Origin of the sequence: Rhodococcus sp. WY5, assembly GCF_018588185.1 — a bacterium.
In the GTDB taxonomy this organism is placed as follows: Bacteria; Actinomycetota; Actinomycetes; order Mycobacteriales; family Mycobacteriaceae; genus Rhodococcus_F; species Rhodococcus_F qingshengii.
The window spans coordinates 4,853,452-4,869,771 of sequence record NZ_JAAMPR010000001.1 but is presented as its reverse complement, the minus strand read 5'-3'; the positions used below and the strand labels follow the sequence as shown (position 1 = coordinate 4,869,771).

Sequence of the window (16,320 nt, the reverse complement as noted above, 5' to 3'; positions counted from 1 at the left end):
AGCACTGTTGTGCGCGCTGAAGGAGAACTGCAGCTGTGGCTGTCAAAATCAAGCTCACCCGCCTCGGCAAGATCCGCAACGCTCAGTACCGCGTTGTCATCGCCGACTCGCGCACCCGTCGTGACGGCCGTGCGATCGAGACCATCGGCAAGTACCACCCCAAGGAAGAGCCCTCGCTGATCGACATCGATTCCGAGCGCGCTCAGTACTGGCTGTCCGTGGGCGCACAGCCCACCGAGCCCGTCGAGGCACTCCTCAAGATCACCGGTGACTGGCAGAAGTTCAAGGGCCTGCCGGGCACCGAAGGCACCCTGCGCGTCAAGGAAGCCAAGCCCACCAAGCTCGAGCTCTTCCAGGCTGCGCTCGCGCAGGCCGAGAACGAGCCGGTTGCAGAAGCAATCACCCCCAAGAAGAAGAAGGCTGCAAAGGCTGACGAGGCCAAGGCAGAAGACACCGCGGCTGACGCCGAGGCTCCCGCTGCAGACGCCGAGGCTGCTGACAAGTGAGTGCCGTCGTCGCTGATGCGGTAGAGCATCTCGTGCGTGGCATCGTCGCCAATCCCGACGATGTGCGTGTCGAGCTGATCACCGGACGTCGGGGACGGACCGTCGAGGTGCACGTGCACCCCGACGATCTCGGCAAGGTCATCGGTCGGGGTGGTCGCACGGCGACCGCTCTGCGGACCTTGGTCTCCGGCATCGGTGGCCGCGGTATCCGTGTTGATGTCGTCGACACCGATCAGTAGACGGCAGTAAACAGGTGGAACTCGTAGTCGGTCGTGTCGCGAAGTCGCATGGCATCAAAGGTGAATTGGTAGTCGAGGTTCGTACAGACGAGCCCGAGGATCGTTTTGCCGTAGGTTCCGTGCTGCGTGGGCGCAAGCCGCGCGAGTCCACACTGAAGTCGTACACAGTGGAAGCCGCCCGGGATCATTCCGGGCGGCTTCTGCTGCGCCTGGAAGGCGTCAGTGACCGTGGCGACGCAGATGCGTTGCGCGGCACACTGTTTGTCATCGACAGTTCCGAACTCGAGCCTTCGGATGATCCGGACGAGTTCTACGATCACGAACTCGAAGGACTGAAGGTCGTCCTCACGGACGGCACCGAGATCGGTTCGGTCATCGAGGTATTGCATTCCGCCGCAGGTGAATTGCTATCGATTCGCCGCGCCGGTGAGACGTCCGGTGAATTGCTGATCCCGTTTGTCGCAGCCATCGTCACCTCGGTGTCGATCGCCGACGGCGTCGTGGTGATCGAGCCCCCCGAGGGACTGCTCGACCCGGACTTCGGTGACAAGTCGAACAGCGACAATTCGAACGCCGACAGCGACTGATCGCTTGTCATGCGTCTCGATGTAGTCACCATCTTTCCCGAGTATCTCGAACCGCTTCGTGCTGCCTTGCTGGGCAAGGCAATCGAACGCGGCTTGATCTCGGTCGACGTCCACGATCTGCGGTCGTGGACCCATGACGTACACAAAGCCGTCGACGATTCCCCGTACGGCGGCGGACCCGGCATGGTCATGAAACCCACCGTCTGGGGCCCGGCACTGGACGACGTGATCGGGCGCTCCGATTCTTCCGGCCCCGATGATGCCGAGACCATTCTGGTGGTGCCCACTCCCGCCGGCGTTCCGTTCACCCAGGAGACCGCGCACCGCTGGTCCAACGCCAAGCACCTCGTCTTCGCCTGCGGCCGATACGAAGGTATCGATCAACGGGTTTTCGACGACGCCGCCAAGCGGGTCAGAGTCGAAGAAGTCAGCATCGGCGATTACGTCCTGATCGGCGGCGAAGCAGCGGTGCTGGTGATGGTCGAGGCTGTCGTGCGACTGATGCCCGGCGTTCTCGGCAATCAGCTTTCACACCAAGAGGATTCGTTTTCCGACGGCCTTCTCGAAGGGCCCAGTTACACTCGCCCCGCCGTGTGGCGTGATCTCGAGGTCCCGCCTGTTCTGCTTTCCGGAGATCACGCGAAGATCAAGGCGTGGCGCCATGAGCAGTCGCTGCAGCGCACGGCCGAGCGTCGACCGGATCTTCTTCCTTAGGTATTTCGCTTCAACCAGGTGATGCTTGCGCCGTCGTCGAGCGATTCGGTTGCAGTCGGTGTGAACGGTGTCGGCTCGAAGTTACCTCTGATCATCGGTATGCCTGCGCCGGCGACTACCGGGTACCTCTTGATGATCAACTCGTCGATCTCCGGTAGTAGTTCGCCGGCGAGAGTTCCGCCGCCACACAGCCAGATATCTTGTCCTTCTTCCTCTTTGAGGGATCTGACTACCCCAAGCGGGTCGGCGCGAACGATGGTGACGGGGGGATCCTCGGCGTCAGGGATGGTTGTGGAGACGACGAACTGACGCAGGTGCGCGAAGGGGCTTTTCACTCCGGCGGCCAGCCCGGGCTCGTAGGAGCCGCGGCCCATGACGACCGTGTCGAAGGTCCTGTTGGGTGCGTCCTCGATTCCGAGAGCGGGCCGCACATGCGTTGGCACGGTTTCAGGATATCGATCGCATATCCAGGCCGTGATCTGTTCGGAGACCGGGAGGAAGTCGAATTCGCCACCAGGCCCCGCGATGTATCCGTCGAGGGAGGCTCCCACGTAGTACACAAGCTTTCGCATAACGCGCTCCCTTCGTAGTACTATGTTTGTAGTGGTTTAATTTAGGGTTGTGTCAGGAGTGATGTCAAGTGCGAAAGAACCCGGAACGCCGGCTTGCCCTGATCGACGCGGCAATCGAGGTGTTGGCCCGAGAGGGTGCTCGAGGCTTGACGTTTCGAGCCGTCGACGCCCAGGCAGCAGTGCCGAACGGGACAGCGTCGAACTACTTCTCCAATCGCGACGACCTGCTCACTCAAGCGGGTGGCCGGATCTACGAGCGACTGATTCCGGAGGACCTCGAAGGGATGATCGATCCCGTCAACGGCACCGATCGTGAGCGCCTGGTGACGCTCATGCTCGACGTGGTCGAGCGCGTCACCTCGTTCGGAACGGGTTTCCTCGCGCTCATGGAGTTGCGACTGGAGGCGACGCGTCGACCGGACCTGCGAGCGGTGCTGACCGTCCGCATCCGAGAAGACTTCGATCTGAACGTAGCCAATCATCTGGCGTCGGGCGTGCCGGGTGATGCGATGACCGTTCGCCTGCTCTATTTGTCGCTGAACTGGCTCGCACTGGATCGACTCACATTGCCGGACCTGTTCGGAGAGGAAGATATTCGGACGATCGTCGAGGCGGCGGTGGATCGAGCGTTACCCCGCGAATCGTAGAAGGTCAGTGTCGTTCGGCAGGTTTGCGGCGGAACGAGAAGTATCGATGACCGAAGAAGCTCACACCGGCGACGATCAGCATGACAACCGCCTGGGCGGGAAGCGGCGGGGCATGCAGAATCGACACCGCGATTGTTCCGAGTATCAGATTCAGCACCAGGCCACCGGAATTGACGACGATGAACGCTCCCAGGTCGCGTGCCACATGTCCGCGGACGCGGAAAACGAGAGTCCGATGCAGAACGAAAGCGATGAGGACGCTGATGGAGTACGCGCCGATCACAGCCACTTGATACAGATCCTTGTTGTCGAGGATCAGTGTCCAGATCACGAAGAGCACGTATCCGATCGCCGTATTAGCCACTCCGACAATGGCAAATGCGATGGGTTGATGCTTGACCACCCGAAGCAGTGGGCCGGGGTTCTCGGGTGATGCGATGTCTTCGGTCATGAAGACTCGGTTTTCACGGTGTTGATCCCGTCCTTGCGTCGGGTCCGCAGATGCATCCACTCGAGCACGCCGAGTCCGAGGACTCCGGCGACCATCGAAGCGCCGCCGACCTTCCATCCCGGGGGACGCCACGTCAGGACAAGCTCTGCGTCCTTCGTCCCGGCGGGAATGTCCACGGTGACAAAGGACTTCGCGACGACGTCGATCGGGACAGGCTGACCGTCGATGCTCGCCCGATATCCGGGCCAGCCGAGCCGTGCGAACACAACCTTGCCGCCGGTCTCCGAACTGACACGAAGGGTGCTCGACATGTTCGATTCCGCGGTCGAAACAGCTTCGACGCCACGGGTATCGGCGATGCGGCCGTTTCGTGTCGAGACGGGGCCGTCGACGCGTTCGAGCACGGAGATGTAGTTCTCGTGACCGGGGTAGTCCACCCATGTCCACCCGTCGGGAGCCGGGTTCTTGCGTGCATCGGGGTAGAGAGCGTTCTGAAGTACGACGCGGTCCACGTTCATCAGGTCGACGATGGTGCGGCCGGTGGTGGGTTCGACGGTGAATGCGCGCCGAAAGGCGTCGGGGCAGACGCTCATGTCCCAGCGCATGCAGAGCAGATCACCGAAGTAGAAGTGCCCGTTGGGGGTGTAGCCGCTGGTGTAGGTCAGTTCGAGGTCTTTGGGGTAGTTGCCGAAAGCCAGGGAACCGTACGCTCCGTCGAGGGTTTTGTCCCCGGGTGCGATGAGTGCACGGTCGCCCAGTTGCAGTGTCGTGCCTTCGAAGTCGGGGAAGGCCTCTTTCATCTCCGAGCGGGATTCGGGCAGGTTCCAGCTCATCGGGGTTGGTTGCGCGGCCCGAACCTGGGCGTAGGCGATGGGGGAGACCGCGACGATCGCTACGAGGCATGCGAAAGCAGTGCCTTTGGTACGGCCGAGCCAGACCATCGCGGCGCCGAGTGCGGCAACGAGCAGGGCTGAGATCACATGCCATTTCGCGAGCCCGGGAGCTGCCGAGGCTGACCGAATCAGAAGCAGGCCCACGAGGATTCCCGCTGCAACGCAGCGCCCGCGCAACTTGTCGGTCGTGGCGTAACGCCCGAGCAGGATGCACACCAGAAGCAGGAGTCCGATGGCCACCATCGGAAGTACGCGCGCGGGCCACCGCAGTGGGCCGATCGTGCTCGGCCCGGCAGTCCACATGAGGACGGCGACCGTGAAGATCCCGACGGCGGTCAATTCGCGTGCCGCGGCGCGTGCCTTGCCCCAGTCGATGAATGCCAGGGCGGGTATGAGGAACCAGGCGATGTAGACCATGGGCATGGTCTGGATGTATCCCCACCACGAGGTGAACGCGGGCATCGTGCTCGGCAGGCTCGCGTTCAGCGATTCCGACCACGGGACGGCGAGGAATGCATCGTTCTTGACTTCGGATGCACCGCGCCAGGTGACGTCCGCGGTGAGCAGGCTCGGCAGATACGTCGCGAGACCGGCCAGAGCGGCACACGCGGACACCGCCAGAAGCCGCAGTGACGGCAGCCAACGCCGCTGATAGACAACTTCGCCGATTGCGACCGCGCCGATCATCAAGCCGGATTCGACTGCGGGGAAAACATATTGGACCGACATCGCGAGATACAAGAACACGAAGGTCGGGATCGGACCGCTCTTACCTCGGGCGTAGCGGATTGCCGACGCCCACGCCTGAACCATCCAGGCAGTGCCGGTGAAGGCAGTCATCCAACTGGCCGAGTCGAAGAACAGCAGGAAACCGGTGAACGGAATCGAGACGCCGGCGACGGCAGCCCACGTGGGCTTCGAGCCGTACTCGAGGCAGATCCGATAGACGCCGAGTGCAAGGATGATCGCGAAGATCAACTTCACGATCGTCGCGTACAACGCCAGGTTGTCGAAGGACGGTGCGATCAGGTCGATCAGGAGTTGCGGTGGATTGAGAAGGCCTGCTTCCTCGATCGCGTAGTTGCCCGCCATCCAGTTCTCGGGGACGAGCACCGGGAGGTGTCCTTCTCGCAGACTGCGGCCGAGCATGACCCACAGCGGCGCGTATTGGGACTCGGTGTCGTCGGTGTAGAAGTGACGAGCATTCGCGAGCACCACGGCCAGATAACCGGCGATGACACCGATCGCCGTGACGGCGCCCCACTTGTACACGTCTGCCCGGGCGAGAGTGCGAGTTTCCACCACGAGTTCCAGACCTTAACAGGGCAGGTGGGGCGTACGGAGACGCGAGCGCGTCACGCGCCGCCGGCATCCGAAGTCAAGACATCTCTGCGTGTTAAAGTTCGCGACGGTGTGGGCCCGATTGTGCCTGTCTCTCGGCGCCAGTCGAGCCCCCTGAAGGGAGTGGAAGCGAGTGCACTCGATTTCCGTCGTAGTGCCCGTTTATCAGGGCGAAAAGACGATCACGGCGCTCGTCGAGGAGTTGGACGGCCTGGGCACACCGAGTGCGACGCCCGGTGGTGCGCAGTTCTCCGTCGACGAGATCGTGCTGGTTCACGACAACGGCCCGGACCGCTCCGACGTCGTGTTACTCGAATTGGAGCGCCGTTTCGAGCAGGTGCGTGTCGTGTGGCTCAGCCGCAACTACGGCCAGGACGCGGCGACCATCGCCGGCATGGCCGCTGCAACTGGACAGTGGATCGTGACGATGGACGAGGACGGCCAGCACGACCCGGTGCACATCGGGGCTTTCCTCGACACCGCGCTGACGGAGCGATCCGATCTCGTGTATTCCAAACCCACGAACACACGCCCGCACGGATTCTTGCGGAACCTGACCTCGCGCGGCGCAAAGATCGTCTTGGCGACGGTATTCGCGTTCCCTGATTCGACGAGATTCGAAAGTTATCGCCTGATCCGCGGTGACATCGGCCGACAGTTGGCCGGCGTCGCGGCCAACGGCGTGTATCTGGACGTTGCGCTGACGTGGGTTGTCGGTAACACGGCCACGGCGCCGGTGACACTTCGAGCCGAAGGCCGCGAAGAATCCGGGTACAACTACCGCCGTTTGTTCTCGTTGTTCTGGAAGATGGTGTTGTGTAGCGGAACACGCGGTCTGCGGCTGGTCAGCCTGCTCGGAGTCACCCTGGCGTCGGCCGGCGTGATCATGGCCGCGGTGATCTTCATCGGGGCCATGACCGGCGACAACAATGATCCCGAAGGATGGGCGTCGATCATCATGGCGCTGCTGGTCTGTTCGGGTGCGATTCTGTTCTCGCTCGGGCTCATTGCCGAATATCTCGGTGTGGCACTGCACGTCCTTGTCGGAAAGCCGCTGTATCTGACTGTCGACTCCCCGCGGCCCGGAACCTCGATCGATCGGCGTAGTCGTGAGCACTGATCGCATCATCTTCTCCCGCCCCTATCGGGCATCGAACGAATTGTCGAATCTGGCAACGGTTCTGGAGTCCGACCACATTCACGGTGACGGACGTTTCACCAAGTCCGCGACTGCAGCGCTCAAGGCGATCACCGGATCCACGCATGCTCTGCTGACCACCTCGTGCACGCATGCACTCGAATTGGGTGCGCTGCTGCTCGAATTGGGCCCGGGCGACGAGGTAATAGTTCCGAGCTTCGCGTTCAGTTCGGCGGCGACCGCCGTCGCGTTGCGCGGGGCCACTGTTGTTTTCGTCGACATCGATCCGAGTACCGGCAACATCGACCCGGCGTGCGTCGCGGCGGCGATCACCGAACGCACCAAAGCTGTACTGGTCATGCATTACGGCGGAGTCGCCGCGGACATGGAACCTCTCCTCGACCTCGCGGAACTCCACGGCGTTGCGTTGATCGAAGACAACGCTCACGGACTCGGCGGAAAGTGGCGCGGGCGCTCGCTCGGCACCATCGGAACTATCGGAACGCAGAGTTTTCACGACACCAAGAACGTTCACTGCGGTGAGGGCGGCGCGCTGTTGCTCTCCGACGATCAGTTGATGACTCGCGCCGAAATCATCCGTGAGAAGGGGACCGACCGTGCGCGTTTCCTGCGCGGGCAGGTCGACAAGTATTCGTGGCAGGACATCGGGTCGAGTTATCTGCCCAGTGAACTCAATGCCGCCGTCCTCGACGCACAACTATCCGAGTTCGACGCGATTCAGGCGGCCAGGCATCGCGTCTGGGATGCCTACAGCGTGAGTCTGGGCGAGTGGGCGGCCGCGAACGGTGTCGTGCCCATGGCGGTGCCCGATGATCGCGAGCACACTGCGCACCTGTTCTATCTCAAGATGCCGACCGAAGAGAGCCGTGACGGCTTGATTCGGCACCTTGCCGGTGACGGAATCGTGGCGCCGTTCCACTACGTTCCGCTCGATACGAGTGCGGCCGGTGTGCGCTACGGCCGAACACCGCAGCCGTGCGTGCGTAGTGCCGAGTTCTCCGCGTCGATCCTTCGACTGCCGCTGTGGCCCATGCTCACGTTCGAACAACAGGACCGTGTCATCGGTTCGGTGCTCGAGTACAAGCAGGCTTGAGGACGAACACGACCGCGTGGATCGAATCAGGGCCCGGAAGCTTCGGGCATCGCCGAATCCGCGGTCGTGGATGCCGCTGCCCAGTCGTCGATGCTTCCGCTCGGGAAGAGAATCTGCGTGACGCCGGTGACCGTGTCGCGTGCGTGCAGTGCACTTTCGTCGTCGACGGCATCGGTGAACGAGGTGTCGGGATAGAAGCTGTCCTCATCCGTGTACTGGACGTCTTCTCGCGAACCGATCGCGATGATGTATCGGTTGTCGTCACCGACGATGCCGGTGGACAGATGGATCCACTTGTCCTCGACACAGCACATCCAGCCCTGTTTGACTCCTATGACGGGCTCGCCGAACAAGGCCTCGGGCAGGCCGAATCTCTGGTCGTAACCGTCGGTTCCTTCGGGAGTGGATTGCCGCAGGTACTCGACGAACTGCTCGACCCGTTCAGGTCCGAGTTGATCGGAGTCGTCGAGGACACCGCTGTAGAAGGTGACCAGGTCACGTGTCGTGGTCTCGGTGTTCCACCACATTCCGTCCCAGGGCGGCGTCGTCGCGGTCAGTGCGTAACGCTCGGCGACGCGGGTGATCACCTCTTGGCCGCCGACCTCGTCCCACAGGAGGTTGGCTGCGGTGTCGTCGGAGGATTCGAGCATCGCCGCCATGAGGGTGCGATCGTCGTCCGTGATGGGTCGCTCACCGCGCGCATCCTGATGAAGTAGATCCTCGGCGATGAAAAGTTTTGCCACCGAGGCTGTTTCGATCTGCTGGTCACCGGCGACGTCGAGGTACTTGTCCGAGGAGCGGTCGAGGATGGCGATGGAGACGTCCGCACCACGCCCGAGCGCAGCCACCTGAGCCTGTCCCAGGCGGCCGTCGAGGGTCTCGGCTACCGGAACATTGGTGTCGGGAAAGGCGGGGGTCTGCATCGGATCATCCGGGTTCTGTCCACCGCTGCACGAAGCCGCAAAAGTAACTGCGGCCACCATTGCGGCAATCCGGACGTACCGCGTACTCATTTGTTTCCCCCGGTAGCCCTGACACGGCACTGTTGCCGATCTTCTTGTCTCAGGATAGCGGTAGGGTCGGATCTCGTGATTCTCAAGACCGTGAACCAGCGCATTGCCGAGGAACTCGACGTCCGCGAAGGCCAGGTTGCAGCAGCAGTCGACCTTCTCGACGGCGGAGCCACGGTGCCCTTCATCGCCCGGTACCGCAAGGAAGTCACCGGCACGCTCGACGACGCCCAGCTGCGACTCCTGGACGAGCGGCTGCGGTATCTCCGCGAGCTCGACGACCGTCGTGACGCCGTGCTCACGGAGATCGACTCTCAGGGCAAACTCGACGATCAACTGCGCGGTCAGATCATGCTGGCCGAGACGAAAGCGCGGCTGGAGGACATCTACCTCCCCTTCAAGCCGAAGCGGCGCACCAAGGCGCAGATCGCCCGCGAGGCCGGCCACGAGCCCGTCGCCGATGCTCTCATCGGAGATCCCACCACCGATCCCGCGAAGTATTCGGACGAGCAGCTCGACGGTGCCCGGTCGATCCTCGTCGAGCGCTTCGCCGAGGACGCCGATCTGGTCGGTGAATTGCGTGAGCTGATGTGGAATCGCGGCCAGGTCGTCTCCTCGGTCCGCAAGGGCAAGGAAACCGATGGCTCGAAGTTTGCTGACTACTTCGAGTTCTCGGAACCGTTCTCCAAATTGCCCTCGCACCGCATCCTCGCCGTCCTGCGCGGCGAGAAGGAAGAAGTGCTGTCGCTCAACATGGCGGCAGACACCGAAGAACTCGCGCCGGGGGAGCGCACGGTCTACGAAGGCCGCATCGCGTCGCGGTTCGAGATCGCCGACCGCGGTCGGGCCGCCGACGGGTGGCTTCTCGACACCGTCAAGTGGGCGTGGAAGACGAAGTTCGCCGTCACGCTCGGTATCGACACTCGGATGCGTCTGCGGCAGTCGGCCGAAAAGGACGCCGTCGACGTCTTCGCCACCAACCTCAAGGATCTACTCCTCGCAGCTCCCGCCGGCGCCCGACCCACCATGGGACTCGACCCCGGATTCCGCACCGGAACGAAGGTTGCCGTCGTCGACGGAACCGGCAAAGTTGTTGCCTACGAGACGATTTACCCGCACCAGCCGCAGAACAAGTGGGACGCGGCTCTCGCGACGCTTGCCGGACTGGTCGCCGAACACGGCGTCGAACTGATCGCCATCGGCAACGGCACGGCCTCACGCGAGACCGACACGCTCGCTACCGAACTGATCAAGAAGACCGGCGCGCCCAACCTGACCAAGATCGTCGTCTCCGAGGCAGGCGCATCGGTGTACTCGGCTTCGGCCTACGCGTCGCAGGAACTTCCCGACCTCGACGTCTCGATTCGCGGTGCGGTGTCCATTGCGCGTCGCTTGCAGGATCCGTTGGCGGAGTTGGTCAAGATCGATCCCAAGTCCATCGGCGTCGGTCAGTACCAGCACGACATCACCGAATCGCTGCTCTCGCGTTCCCTCGACGCCGTCGTCGAGGATGCCGTCAACTCGGTCGGCGTCGACGTCAACACCGCGTCCGTGCCGCTGCTTGCTCGGGTGTCCGGAATTGCAGGATCCCTTGCAGAGAGCATCGTCGCGCATCGGGACCAGAACGGTCCGTTCAAATCCCGCAAGGGTCTCAAGGATGTCTCCCGACTGGGACCCAAGGCATTCGAGCAGTGCGCAGGCTTCCTGCGGATCACCGACGGCGACGACCCTCTCGACGCGTCGAGCGTCCACCCGGAGGCATATCCGGTGGTTCGCAAGATCGTCGCGAGTGCAGGCGGGGACGTGCGCACCGTGATCGGAAACTCGCAGGCACTTCGATCGGTCAAGGCGTCCGACTACGTCGACGAGCGATTTGGTCTACCGACCGTCACCGACATCATCTCCGAGTTGGAGAAGCCGGGACGAGATCCACGACCCGAATTCAAGACCGCAACCTTTGCCGCAGGTATCGAGAAGGTCGCGCATCTCAAGCCCGGCATGACCCTCGAAGGCGTGGTCACCAACGTCGCAGCCTTCGGTGCCTTCGTCGACATCGGAGTTCATCAGGACGGTCTGGTTCACGTCTCGGCGATGTCACACAACTTCGTCAAGGACCCACGCGAGGTCGTCAAGTCAGGTGACGTCGTCAAGGTGAAGGTCCTCGAAGTGGACGAGGCACGCCAACGCATCGGGCTGACGCTTCGTCTCGACGACGAGGTGGGAGCGCCCCGCAAGTCCGAAGGCCAGCGAGGTGGGCAACCCCAGCGTCAGGGCCAGCCGCAGGGCCAGCGTCAGGGGCAGGGTCAGCAACGAGGAAATGGCGGACGCCAGGGCGGACGCGAGCAGCGACCGGACAACCGCGCGCCTGCTGCCGGGTCGATGGCCGACGCTCTGCGCAAGGCGGGCTTCGGCAAGTAAATCCGTCCGCCGGGTTTTCGAAGTCCGTATCGTCACAATCGAGTCGGTTGGCGGTATGAATCCGATCAGGGTCGGATCATGAATTCGGTGAAGGGAGGACAGTGATGCGGGAGTGGCTCGAGCGCGAGATCATCGCCCATGGCCGATTGCCGTTGCTGTTCTTCCTGCTCGGGTTCCTGTCCGCCTTCCTTTTCATCCGCCTCAGCGTCCGGATGATTCGCGCGCAAGTGAAATGGTGGCCGGGCAACATCGCGCCCGGAGGCCAGCATGTGCATCACGTCGTGTTCGGTGTGATCGCCATGATGATCTCCGGTGGTGCGTTGATCGCGGTCTACGTCGATGGTTCGCAGACCACCGGTGCCGTCCTGGCGGCGATCTTCGGTATGGGTGCGGCGTTGGTGCTCGACGAGTTCGCACTGATCTTCTATCTGAAGGATGTGTACTGGTCCGAACAAGGTCGGACCTCGGTGGATGCGGTCTTCGTCGCGATCGCCGTGACCGGCCTGGTGCTGCTGGGTTTCCGCCCGCTCGAACTTCTCGACGTCGCCGGATTCCGTGAAGAACGCGATCCGTGGATCAAGTTGGTCTTCGTTTTCGTCGCGTTGATCAACTTCGCCTTGGCAGCCATCGTGATTCTCAAGGGGAAGATCTGGACGGGGCTCGTCGGTCTGTTCGTTTTCCCGTTGCTGGTAATCGGAGCGGTCCGCCTGAGCCGGCCGGGTGCACCGTGGGCTCGCTGGCGGTACACGCGCAAGCCGAAACGGATGAACCGCGCGCTCGAACGCGAACGGAAATGGCGTCGGCCCGTCATCCGGGCCAAGATCTACGTCCAGGATCTGATAGCCGGATCGCCGAGCGTCGAGCATGCGATGACGGCGGCCGAGCAGGAACTGGACCACACCATCCACGCAGCTCCGCCGCCACCGATTTCCCCGCTGGTATCCGCGTCTGGCACAATGGACGGGTTGCCTGGACCAGGCAGCAGCACTTGATCTGGGCACGAACCAGACGAGCGCCGTTTCGGGAGACCGAAACGCGTGCCGCTCGGTTCCTCTGCTCCTGCGAAATACAAGGATGACATATGAACACCCTGGACTTCCTGGACAAAAAGTCGCTCCGCGACGACATCCCCGAGTTCCGTCCCGGCGACACGCTCAACGTGAACGTCAAGGTTATCGAAGGCTCCAAGGAGCGCGTGCAGGTCTTCAAGGGCGTCGTTATTCGTCGCCAGGGCGGCGGCGTTCGCGAGACCTTCACCGTCCGTAAGGTCTCCTTCGGCGTCGGCGTCGAGCGCACCTTCCCGGTTCACAGCCCCACGCTGGCCTCCATCGAGGTTCTGACCCGCGGTGACGTCCGTCGCGCCAAGCTGTACTACCTCCGTGAGCTTCGTGGCAAGAAGGCGAAGATCAAGGAAAAGCGCTGATCTTTCCGATGAGCCCGGCACCGCGTACGCGCGGTGTCGGGCTAATCTGGTTTCTGTGGCAGATTCTTCGAAGGAGCAGGCATTGTCGTCCGGACCCGAGAATCACGAGGGATCAAGCGGTTCCGCGGAACCGACCTCACATCGGCCGCAGAAGAAACAGCGATCGTTTCTGCGAGAACTCCCTGTTCTGATCGGCGTAGCGCTGGTACTCAGCATCGTCCTTCAGGCATTTGTCTTCAGAGTTTTTCTCATCCCATCCGAGTCGATGGAACCGACACTGCACGGCTGTGCGGGATGTACCGGTGACCGCATCGTGGTGGAGAAGATCGGATACCGCTTCGGCGATCCGGAACCCGGCGACGTCGTCGTCTTCAAGGGACCCGATTCGTGGAACACGAAATATGTGTCCAATCGGTCCGACAACGTTGTCGTCCGCGGCATTCAAGAGGTCGGTTCGTGGGTCGGCCTCGTTCCGCCGGACGAGAACGACTTGGTCAAGCGAGTGATCGCTACCGGCGGCCAGACCGTCGAATGCTGCGACGAGCAGGGCCGAGTCCTGGTCGACGGCAAGCCGCTCGACGAGCCGTACATCAAGATGGATTTCCCGTTCACTCCGGGAACGCAAACGTGTGACACCGAATTGAAGTCGGGCCGCTGCTTCGGACCGATCACCGTTCCCGAGGGCCACGTGTGGGTCATGGGTGACAACCGCAGCAATTCCGCCGACTCGCGCTACCACGTCGACGACGAGTTCCAGGGAACCGTCCCGATCGACAACATCATCGGTCAAGCTCGTTTCATCGTTCTTCCCCCGTCGCGAATGGGCGGCATCGATGCGCCTGATATTCAGGGCAACTGAGTTGTCGGACCGCACACATGGATTCGCGTAGTTCCGAGTAGGCAGAGACAGTGAGTAGTTGGCCCCCTCGCGTTGTCATTCGCAGATCGGCAGGTCTGCGGACGATGGAGTCTGCGTTGGCGCGAACCGGACTCGGTCCGGTGGCCGGCGTCGACGAGGCCGGGCGCGGAGCGTGCGCTGGTCCACTTGTCATTGCAGCGTGTGTCCTGGCGCCGAAACCGCAAGCAGCCCTCGCGCGGCTCGACGATTCGAAGAAGCTGACCGAACGTGCGCGCGAGGAGCTTTTCCCGGCGATCAAGCGCTTGGCGTTGGCGTGGAGTGTCATCTCTGTTCCCGCTGCGGAAGTCGATCAGATCGGCATCCACGTCGCCAACATCGAGGGGATGCGACGAGCGGTTGCGGGCCTCGACCTCGAGCCGGGTTACGTCCTCACCGACGGCTTTCGGGTTCCGGGTCTGACTGCTCCGTCGCTACCGGTCATCGGCGGTGACGGCGCCGCTGCATGTATCGCCGCGGCGAGCGTTCTCGCGAAGGTGACCCGAGATCGTGTGATGACCGAGATGGACGACACTCATCCGGGATACGGCTTCGCGATTCACAAGGGATACAGCACGCCACTGCACATGGACGCACTCGACGAGCTGGGGCCGTGCCCCGAGCACCGCATGACCTATGCCAACGTGGTGGCTGCGGGAGTCCGGTTGGAACAACGCGCGGGCCGTACGGGATGATGGACGTTCAGACGAACTGGGAGGACTGGCTAAACCGATGAGTGCCGAGGATCTCGAGAAGTACGAAACCGAGATGGAGCTGTCGCTCTACCGTGAATACCGGGACATCGTCGGACAGTTCTCCTACGTCGTGGAGACCGAACGACGTTTCTACCTGGCCAACACGGTCGAGTTGCTGCCCCACAATTCAGACGGGGAGATCTACTTCGAGCTGCGGATGTCCGACGCGTGGGTGTGGGACATGTACCGCCCGGCGCGATTCGTGAAATACGTACGCGTCGTGACCTTCAAGGACGTCAACATCGAAGAGCTGGACAAGCCGGATCTGCGCCTTCCTGACTGATCTGCGCTTGCCAAACTGATCTCGACAACGAAGTGCCCCGCCGATATCGGCGGGGCACTTCGTATTTCGCGGAGTTGTGCGGGGTCAGTTGCCCTTGACGTTCACAATCTGACGCAGCGTGTGTCGAATCTCGACCAAGTCCTTCGCGTCGTCCATCACGACGTCGATGTCCTTGTACGCACCCGGGATCTCGTCGAGGAAAGCCGCGGAACGCTTGTATTCGATGCCGACCATTGCCTTGTCGAGATCTTCGATGGTGAAGGTCTTGCGTGCCTGGTTACGTCCGTACACCCGACCCGCGCCGTGGGGGCTGGACTTGAACGACGGTACGTTTCCCTTCCCGACGACGACGTAACTCGCCGTCCCCATCGAACCGGGGATGAGCCCGGGTGTGCCCTCGTCTGCCTTGATCGCACCCTTACGGCTCAGCCACACACCCCTGCCCATGTGGAACTCCTTCTGGGTGAAGTTGTGGTGGCAGTTGATCCGCTCGACTTCGTCGATGATCGCGGGCTTGCCGTCTCCCATGAAATGCGCGAAGTCCTTCACGACGCGGTCCATCATCTCTTCGCGGTTGAGCAGAGCGAAGTGCTGAGCCCAGTTGAGATCGGTGATGTACGAGTCGAATTCGGGTGTCTTCTCGACCAGGTAGGCAAGATCCGGATCGGGAAGGTTGATGTACCACCGCTCGCACAAGTCCTTGGCGATCTTGATGTGATGCTGTGCGAGCTTGTTTCCGATACCGCGGCTTCCCGAGTGCAGGAACAGCCAGACGCCGTCGCTCTCGTCGAGCGTCACCTCGATGAAGTGGTTACCAGAGCCCAGCGTTCCGAGCTGAAACCTCCAGTTGTTCTTGAACTTGTCGTAGAAGGCCAGGCGATCGCCCGCCATTGCCTCGAGTTCTGTGATGCGGATTTTCGCCGTGTCGCTCAGCGCCTTGTTGTAGACACCTGCCGAGAGCGGGACGGAGCGTTCGATGCTGCGGCGAAGTACGCTCAGGTCGCGGCCTTGGAGGTCGCGTGCGTTGAACTGGGTTTTGACCGCGATCATTCCGCAGCCGATATCGACTCCGACGGCGGCGGGCATGATTGCGCCTTCCGTCGGAATGACCGAACCCACCGTCGCTCCCGCACCGAGGTGCGCATCCGGCATAAGCGCCAGATGTGGACGGACAAAAGGCATCTGGGACGTGCGCAGCGCTTGCTCGCGAGTGTTTTCGTCGAGTATCGATGCCCAGTTCCACAGCCTCTTGGTGATCTTCTCCATCAGATTTCTCCCACATAGTTCACAGCCGAACCGATCGGTCCGGTGTGTCGTGCAGGAATGACCATGCG

The 16,320-nt window shown here is 62.2% G+C and carries 18 protein-coding genes; 13 read left to right on the top strand and 5 right to left on the bottom strand.

Features of this window, described 5'->3' with window-relative positions; translation table 11 throughout:
* Positions 1 to 35 precede the first annotated feature (35 nt).
* The 4 genes from rpsP to trmD are packed head-to-tail and all read left to right on the top strand — an operon-like array spanning position 36 to position 2,046.
* A complete protein-coding gene (rpsP, locus tag G4D79_RS22465) occupies positions 36 to 506 on the top strand; it encodes a 30S ribosomal protein S16 (protein WP_003942818.1) in 471 nt (156 codons plus the stop codon).
* A complete protein-coding gene (locus tag G4D79_RS22460) occupies positions 503 to 745 on the top strand; it encodes an RNA-binding protein (RefSeq protein ID WP_003939023.1) in 243 nt (80 codons plus the stop codon). Before rpsP ends, G4D79_RS22460 begins: the two co-directional genes overlap by 4 nt.
* A 14-nt stretch (positions 746 to 759) precedes the next feature.
* Positions 760 to 1,332, top strand: a complete 573-nt coding sequence (rimM, locus tag G4D79_RS22455; RefSeq protein ID WP_050656639.1) for a ribosome maturation factor RimM — start codon at positions 760 to 762, stop codon at positions 1,330 to 1,332.
* Positions 1,333 to 1,341: 9 nt separating this feature from the next.
* Complete coding sequence (trmD, locus tag G4D79_RS22450) at positions 1,342 to 2,046, top strand: tRNA (guanosine(37)-N1)-methyltransferase TrmD (protein WP_003942745.1); 705 nt, start codon at positions 1,342 to 1,344, stop codon at positions 2,044 to 2,046.
* Here trmD and G4D79_RS22445 read toward each other — a convergent pair.
* Positions 2,043 to 2,618 (bottom strand): dihydrofolate reductase family protein, encoded by a 576-nt coding sequence (locus G4D79_RS22445; protein WP_042450814.1) that lies wholly within the window; start codon positions 2,616 to 2,618, stop codon positions 2,043 to 2,045. The genes trmD and G4D79_RS22445 overlap by 4 nt on opposite strands.
* Before the next feature lie 68 nt (positions 2,619 to 2,686).
* Here G4D79_RS22445 and G4D79_RS22440 point away from each other — a divergent pair, with 68 nt between their 5' ends.
* Positions 2,687 to 3,265, top strand: a complete 579-nt coding sequence (locus G4D79_RS22440) for a TetR/AcrR family transcriptional regulator (RefSeq protein ID WP_042450812.1) — start codon at positions 2,687 to 2,689, stop codon at positions 3,263 to 3,265.
* Between the two features lie 4 nt (positions 3,266 to 3,269).
* Here the strand turns inward: G4D79_RS22440 and G4D79_RS22435 are convergent, their stop codons facing one another.
* Together G4D79_RS22435 and G4D79_RS22430 are read right to left on the bottom strand one after the other, a co-directional pair.
* Complete coding sequence (locus G4D79_RS22435; RefSeq protein ID WP_030535434.1) at positions 3,270 to 3,716, bottom strand: GtrA family protein; 447 nt, start codon at positions 3,714 to 3,716, stop codon at positions 3,270 to 3,272.
* Complete coding sequence (locus G4D79_RS22430; RefSeq protein WP_081558793.1) at positions 3,713 to 5,911, bottom strand: hypothetical protein; 2,199 nt, start codon at positions 5,909 to 5,911, stop codon at positions 3,713 to 3,715. Before G4D79_RS22430 ends, G4D79_RS22435 begins: the two co-directional genes overlap by 4 nt.
* 172 nt (positions 5,912 to 6,083) lie before the next feature.
* Here G4D79_RS22430 and G4D79_RS22425 point away from each other — a divergent pair, with 172 nt between their 5' ends.
* Together G4D79_RS22425 and rffA are read left to right on the top strand one after the other, a co-directional pair.
* Positions 6,084 to 7,070, top strand: a complete 987-nt coding sequence (locus G4D79_RS22425) for a glycosyltransferase (RefSeq protein WP_003942691.1) — start codon at positions 6,084 to 6,086, stop codon at positions 7,068 to 7,070.
* Positions 7,060 to 8,202, top strand: a complete 1,143-nt coding sequence (gene rffA, locus G4D79_RS22420; RefSeq protein WP_003942806.1) for a dTDP-4-amino-4,6-dideoxygalactose transaminase — start codon at positions 7,060 to 7,062, stop codon at positions 8,200 to 8,202. Before G4D79_RS22425 ends, rffA begins: the two co-directional genes overlap by 11 nt.
* A gap of 26 nt (positions 8,203 to 8,228) precedes the next feature.
* Here the strand turns inward: rffA and G4D79_RS22415 are convergent, their stop codons facing one another.
* Positions 8,229 to 9,215, bottom strand: coding sequence for a serine hydrolase (locus G4D79_RS22415; RefSeq protein ID WP_007729299.1), 987 nt, complete (start codon positions 9,213 to 9,215; stop codon positions 8,229 to 8,231).
* 75 nt (positions 9,216 to 9,290) lie between these two features.
* Here G4D79_RS22415 and G4D79_RS22410 point away from each other — a divergent pair, with 75 nt between their 5' ends.
* The 6 genes from G4D79_RS22410 (at position 9,291) to G4D79_RS22385 (ending at position 14,986) form a co-directional block, all read left to right on the top strand.
* Positions 9,291 to 11,630 (top strand): Tex family protein, encoded by a 2,340-nt coding sequence (locus G4D79_RS22410; RefSeq protein ID WP_007729297.1) that lies wholly within the window; start codon positions 9,291 to 9,293, stop codon positions 11,628 to 11,630.
* 104 nt (positions 11,631 to 11,734) lie between these two features.
* Positions 11,735 to 12,622, top strand: a complete 888-nt coding sequence (locus tag G4D79_RS22405; RefSeq protein ID WP_003942742.1) for a hypothetical protein — start codon at positions 11,735 to 11,737, stop codon at positions 12,620 to 12,622.
* A gap of 89 nt (positions 12,623 to 12,711) precedes the next feature.
* Positions 12,712 to 13,053, top strand: coding sequence for a 50S ribosomal protein L19 (gene rplS, locus G4D79_RS22400; RefSeq protein WP_003942791.1), 342 nt, complete (start codon positions 12,712 to 12,714; stop codon positions 13,051 to 13,053).
* 55 nt (positions 13,054 to 13,108) lie between these two features.
* The gene (lepB, locus tag G4D79_RS22395; RefSeq protein ID WP_172403453.1) at positions 13,109 to 13,912 is read left to right on the top strand and encodes a signal peptidase I; all 804 of its coding nucleotides are present in this window, start codon (positions 13,109 to 13,111) and stop codon (positions 13,910 to 13,912) included.
* Between the two features lie 50 nt (positions 13,913 to 13,962).
* The gene (locus G4D79_RS22390) at positions 13,963 to 14,643 is read left to right on the top strand and encodes a ribonuclease HII (protein WP_024487346.1); all 681 of its coding nucleotides are present in this window, start codon (positions 13,963 to 13,965) and stop codon (positions 14,641 to 14,643) included.
* 37 nt (positions 14,644 to 14,680) lie between these two features.
* Positions 14,681 to 14,986, top strand: coding sequence for a DUF2469 domain-containing protein (locus tag G4D79_RS22385; RefSeq protein WP_003942715.1), 306 nt, complete (start codon positions 14,681 to 14,683; stop codon positions 14,984 to 14,986).
* Positions 14,987 to 15,070: 84 nt separating this feature from the next.
* Here G4D79_RS22385 and G4D79_RS22380 read toward each other — a convergent pair whose 3' ends face one another.
* Positions 15,071 to 16,252 (bottom strand): RtcB family protein, encoded by a 1,182-nt coding sequence (locus G4D79_RS22380; protein WP_214514399.1) that lies wholly within the window; start codon positions 16,250 to 16,252, stop codon positions 15,071 to 15,073.
* Positions 16,253 to 16,320 lie beyond the last annotated feature (68 nt).